Annotated in this window: 2 protein-coding genes and 2 pseudogenes; all 4 read right to left on the bottom strand. The window is 42.5% G+C overall.

All coding sequences use genetic code 11. From position 1 onward, the window contains the following. Positions 1-221: pseudogene (locus tag RYL27_RS10870) on the bottom strand (Rrf2 family transcriptional regulator); the annotation flags it as partial. Positions 222-259: 38 nt separating this feature from the next. Then, on the bottom strand, positions 260-1,711 hold the full coding sequence (locus tag RYL27_RS10865) for an ATP-binding protein (protein ID WP_314967164.1): 1,452 nt from the start codon (positions 1,709-1,711) through the stop codon (positions 260-262). Between the two features lie 136 nt (positions 1,712-1,847). Next, positions 1,848-3,068: an Mbeg1-like protein gene (locus RYL27_RS10860; RefSeq protein ID WP_314967163.1), complete on the bottom strand. Its 1,221-nt coding sequence runs from the start codon at positions 3,066-3,068 to the stop codon at positions 1,848-1,850. Positions 3,069-3,105: 37 nt separating this feature from the next. Further along, positions 3,106-4,905, bottom strand: a pseudogene (locus tag RYL27_RS10855) (PRTRC system protein E); the annotation flags it as partial.

Here is a 4,905-nt window from a genome sequence, read left to right as displayed (position 1 = left end):
TCCATCCTCTCATAAACCTCTGCCACGGAATGCTCTTTCAGTTCTTCTTCAAACTTTTTCTGCACTTCCAAAAGACTCTCATCCAAAATCCTATGAATATTTTTTCCCACGGGGCAGTTGGGGTTAGGCTTCTCATGGAAGTTAAAAAGCTCTCCCTGCCCACTGGTTTCCACCGCATTTAAGATGTGTAAGGCAATGGTAAATTTGGTTGAAACTTGCATAACTACTCCAGAAAAATTTCTATTATGCTTTTCGCTGATTACTTGTAATTTACAATCTGCTCCAGAGTACAGAGCATTGTATTATTTCCGCTTGCTTCTGCTATGATTTTCTCATCAAATCCGCTTTCCGAAAATAACGCATAATAGAACTTCGCTTCTTTTTTAAGGGCGGAAAGCTTTGCCAGCGTATCTAAATATTCCGAATAAGAAAATGGACTTGTTTTCAATTTACATTCTCCCAGCAAGTATTGCTTGGCATCGGCACTAATGCAAAGAAGGTCAATCTCCGATTCCGCAACACGTACTCCTTTAGGCATGGACTCATCACGAACTGTCGTCTTTCCCATCCATCTCCCCATTTTGGCATAACGGAAAGGCAAGGCATTCTTTTTCTGCATTTCCCGAACAAACTCATGGCAGACAGACTCAAAAGTAATGGAGGCAAATTGCTGAAGCATAGGCTTAACTAAATATTCATAGACACCATCCACATCCCCATCTTCCAGCTGAGAAAAATTCGTAAAGCAAAACGCATACCAGAAGCGAAAATAATTATCCGTCAGACGATAAATTCCTCTATTGGAATTCCCATGTTCTTTTATTCCCGCATCCACTGAAAATTCTCGTTCCACAATGCCAAGTTCCATCAGGTTCTTAAGGTACACGCTGGTCTTGGAAGTATCCTCAACAAGAGACTTTTGGCTAATAGCATTCAGCTTGGTATTTCCCAAGGCAACCGCCTCAATAATGGAATTGTAAATTGGCGTTTCCCTCAGCTCCTGATGGAGCAAAAACTCCACCTCACTATATAAGATACAGCCCTTAGTCAAAATATTTCTTTTAATATTTTCCTCAAGAGATAAATTCGAATTCCACTGACATAAATAATGTGGTATTCCGCCAAGAATAGCATAAGAGAACAGCTTATCTTTCGCAGAATAATTCGGAAAGAATTTGGCCGCATCATAAAAGCCCATTTCCCGCATTTTATAGATTCCGGTAGCCCTGCCATAGAGAGGATTTTTTTCTGCCAGTAATTCCTTTTCCATAAAACTCATGGCACTTCCGCACAAAACCAGCATTACATTCTTATCTCTAAGCTCCATATCCCATAAGTTTTGTAGTATAGAAGGTATACTTTTATTTCCATGACACATATAGGGGAACTCATCAATAATCAGTAATTTTTTCTCCTCTCCATAAGGAAGCTCCAAAATGGAGCGAAATGCTGTTTCCCAATCATGAAAGCTAGAAATATAGTTTTTTGCCGGAATTTCCTCTCGTAACATACAGTTCGAAAAATTTCTGAGCTGCACAGCATCTGTTGTTTCAGTACAGGAAAAAAAGACGTGGGGCTTTCCTTTACAAAACTCTCGTAAAGTTTCCGTCTTACCAACACGTCTTCTACCATATAAAACAATCAGCTGTCCGCCATTTTCATTATATTTGTTATTGAAAAAATTTAACTCATTTTGCCTTCCAATAAACAAAGCACTTTACCTCCCGCCAATGCAAAATATCTAATCCAGATTTACTAAATCACGATTTGATATTATTATAGCGGTTATAAAAAGGATGGGCAAGATATAAAAAAATAGAAATTAGCAAAACTGATAGTTTTATCCTCTACACCTTCTCCCCTTCCTCCTTTGTCTTTCCCATCACCTGACTAATGGCCGCATGACTGCCGGTTTGCATCTGGCTAAGCAGTGCCTGTCCGCTACTCTGTATTTGACTGATCACCGTCTGCCCGCCACTTTTTATCTGGGAAACGGCGGCTTGCTTACTGCTCTCTATCAACTTGCTTAAAGCATTCATAATTTCTTTTTTCTTATCTTCCGGAAGCTTTCCCATCTCCTTCCAGATGGTTTCCATGTTTTTCATTAAATTCCCGGAGAACTCTATAAAGGTCTCCGATTTTGTACTTTCAATCAGGGAAAACGCTGTAGTGCATAGGGATTCTCTGGTCTCATCGTCCATGCTTTCCAGCCAGCTTCCCAAAGTAGTTTTCGTGTACTCACTAAGCTCATCCAGTTCTGAAGAGACCAGACAATGCTTTTCCGCTTCCCAGGTCATAGCATCGTGCTGCAAAATGCCCTTTGCCGTACTGTGAATCACATATTGCTTTGCGGGATTGGACAGAAGTTGCCCGATAATAGAGCTCTGAGGCGCAATGGTTATAATTTTCGGTAAAAGCTCCTGAAATTCCGGAGACTGAATCACTTCCTCTCGAAAGCCGGGGCCGTCATTGTTATAAACTTGCACAATGCGTTCCTTGTGCTCCGGTTCACAAAAGGCTGCCGCATACATGGCGAAGTTTCCGCCCTTTGAGTGTCCTCCCAGAATAAACTGTCCCTCTAGAGATTTAGCCACCTTGTTGAAATAGTTCACCGCTTCCTTGGAGCCTGCGGTTTCCGATTGGCAGCTCATGAGAAAATCTTCTCTCCATCCGGTAATGGTCTCATCCGTCCCCCGAAAAGAAACATAGTAAGTGCCATCCGGAAGCAAAAAGCAAAGGGCGGCAAATTGCTTTACCGTGTCCTTGTCAAAATCCTTCACATAATACCCGACCTTTGTTTCCTGAAAACGCGCTCCCTCCATCATTTTTTGCAGCAATAGTGGCGCTCGCTCCGTGAACTGTCCTGCGGTCTTGATTTCTTCCATGGAATGCTTTTCACAAAAATGCTCATACTGCTCTTTTAAATCGAAAAAGCCATCCCCTTTTTCCAGCAACTTCCCAAATTCGATATAAGACAAATAGGAAAATATGACATTGTCCACTTCATTAAAGGGGGACACCGATAAGGGAACATCATTTCTCCATGCCAAGTAATCCAGTAATTCCATGCTTTACACTCCTTTTTTTACTTTACTAACTCTATATTTAGCCGATTCCCAAGATTTCCGCAAGCTCCTTCGCTTTTTTAACCGCAGTAGACTTCGCACCGCAGTTTGCAATTTCCAAAAGACCGGGCCACAGGGCATCTTCTTTCGAAATAGATCCTCTTTTAGCAGCTTCCCTTAAATATGCTCCATAATAAATGCAAATATCTAAAATTCGATTAATCCAGACAGGCGGTTTTCCTGCCTCCGCTGTTTTCTCACCCGCATCTTTTATACATTCCCAAAGCATACCCCAGCAAATGCTTAGAAGCTCGCTCTCCTTTTCCACGATGCGTACAAGCTTTGCAGGACTGATTTCTTCATAGCTCAAGAGCAGTCTTGTAATGTCTCTCACTATCTTTAAAGATAATGTACCGGATTGAACCAATTCTTTAAACAAACTCTTTGCCCCGTAGATGCTATCTCCATCTTGAGCCAAAAGTGCTACTACAAAGCTTAAAAACAGTTTGGAATAGGGCGTAGCCTCCCCTTCCAAGGGAGATTTATTTCCTCCTCGCCAGTTTCTAAATTCGCTGACTACAATCTCCCCTTTTTCCTTATCATAATGAAGCCAAACTTCTTTTTCAGCGTCTATTTTGTCGTTTCGGTCTCCCCTACGGTCCATCTTAGTTCCTGAAACCTGCCCCTCGTGAGCTAAACCATATAACCATCCGGCAATAACCACTTGATAGGAACAGTCTGAATCCTCTGGCAAATCCAGGTTGAATTGAAAAACTTTTTCGTTTTTTCGAAGTTCCAGTCCTTTTACCCGAAAAGTAACATGGTCTTCTATAAGTTCTTTTCCCTCCGGCAAAGGAAGCCATACTTTCTCAAAGTCAGCAGGGGGCTCTACGGAAGCTATTGTTTTACTCTTTGATGTATTGTCTATAGTTCCTTGATTCTCTCTTAAGCCTTTATCATTGATTAAGCTTATATCTTCATTTAAAGCCGCATGATCTTTTCGGCCGGAGTTTTCTCTTAATCCTGCGTTTTTATCACTCTGTATCTGCTCTGTCTCTATGGAAAGCAATTTCTCAAGGATTTCTTTTGCATAAGATACTGCCTTGGAGGAGCCGCTTTTCCCTGCCAAAATGCGGATAGGCTTCATTTCCAATGCTTCTTTGGGAGCAAGATTTTTTTCTACTGCAAGAACCACCTCATCCAGATAATCTCTTAAAAACTTTACAATCTCCGCTGTTCCGGCCAGGATTCTGGGCGAGTTCAGGGACTCTTCCACTGCGTCGCAGGCTACTTTCCATAGTAAACTCAGCATCCCCTCATTTGCCATAAAGTCCATGGCAGCAGCAAGATTTGCCAGGTTGGACAGTTCTCCGCCACTCCAGTCCAGATAGGAAATATCCGCCAGTCCCGGAAGCAAAAGGCCTCTTTCCCAGGCTTCCCGGTTTGCCTTTAGCGCATCCTCCGCATTTTCATCGCTGAGCTTCCCAAATACCGCAATCCAGTTCATCAGCGCCCCCTTACTTAAGGGCTTTCTCCTTCTTGCCAGCTGTCGCAAAATGATGCCTTGTCCATGATAAACTTCAAAATCTCTATGCACCGCCGTAAGGGAATAATCTCCCCAATTCGGAAAAATCGAAAACAGTGCGTTATGACTGTAAGACAGTCTATAAGGCAGTGCCTTAAGGCTTTCCGGCATTTTTAGTTCCACCTTCCAATAGGGCGTTTCTCCCGGGAAGAAGTCCGGCTCTACATAGGGGTCTTGCAAATAAGCTGCAACCAACTCCCCCAGCATAATGTCCTTTCCCTCTTCATCCTGCAAAAATTCTCCGGAGGGAAGCTG

This window comes from Oribacterium sinus, from assembly GCF_963537195.1.
GTDB lineage: Bacteria > Bacillota > Clostridia > Lachnospirales > Lachnospiraceae > Oribacterium > Oribacterium sinus_A.
The sequence above is the reverse complement of the archived record's forward strand: the minus strand, read 5'-3'. Positions and strand labels throughout refer to the sequence as shown.